At 29.3% G+C, this 884-nt stretch carries 1 pseudogene; it reads right to left on the reverse strand.

Annotated features, from left to right (window positions below):
* Nucleotides 1-78: 78 nt before the first annotated feature.
* Nucleotides 79-335 (reverse strand): annotated as a pseudogene (locus MN869_RS06810) (site-specific integrase); the annotation flags it as partial.
* Nucleotides 336-884: the final 549 nt, after the last annotated feature.

Raw genomic sequence — 884 nt, forward strand, 5'->3', positions numbered from 1 at the left:
CACCAAAATTCGTTATATAAAAAAGCCACTTTTTAAGTGGCTTTTTTATTGGACAGGCTTTTGACAGGTTCAGTCTGTTTATAATTTTTCTATTTTATTTTTATCGACATACATCCATTTTGCATAGCGTTTCATCATCATCTGCAAACTATGGCCCATCTGATTTGATACAAACACCGGATTCAGGCCATCCATCAACATCATCGTCGCATAAGTATGTCGACATTGTAAGCTGGGCGATGACGAATGCCACAAGCTTTCATTGCTGCAATTATTCTGTTACGTGGCGGTTTCACATTAAAAAATAGTTCGCCAGTCTCAGGGCAGATCATTACTAAACTCTAATTTTTACAAAGCTTAATGAGATCTGTCTTTCATTTAACTTAGACAATAGTGTGATTTTGAAGTGTATTTTTCCATGACTACATACACGATTTTATTCATCTGAAACATGTCGCTAAAAAATTAAAATTAGTTTCTTTAAATGCTATTAGTGCATCACAAGCTAGCTATGTTAAGTAGGATTCCCTAGTTAGACTTGGTCTAAAATAAGAAATATCGTTTTTGTTATTAGGAGAGATAAGTTGAATTTACGAAAATTCAAAAACTAAATTGAAATTTTGGATTAAATAAAAATCTATATAGATTTTGAAAAGTAATTAAGCGAATACATTTAAAAAAGTTAATCTTATTAAAGAATATATCTGTAAAGTTAAGCTTATCTAAATAAAACAAATATCTTTTAATTCAATAAATTAATAATCGAAATTATGAATAATAAATAGAAAAAATAAATTGCTACCACACTCAACAAGCACTAATATCGAAGAAATTTTATCTATTTAACAAAAACACACAAATTAACAACAATTCGGGGTAATGTC

The sequence above is a fragment of the Acinetobacter sp. NIPH1876 genome, assembly GCF_022808535.1.
Lineage (GTDB): Bacteria > Pseudomonadota > Gammaproteobacteria > Pseudomonadales > Moraxellaceae > Acinetobacter > Acinetobacter higginsii.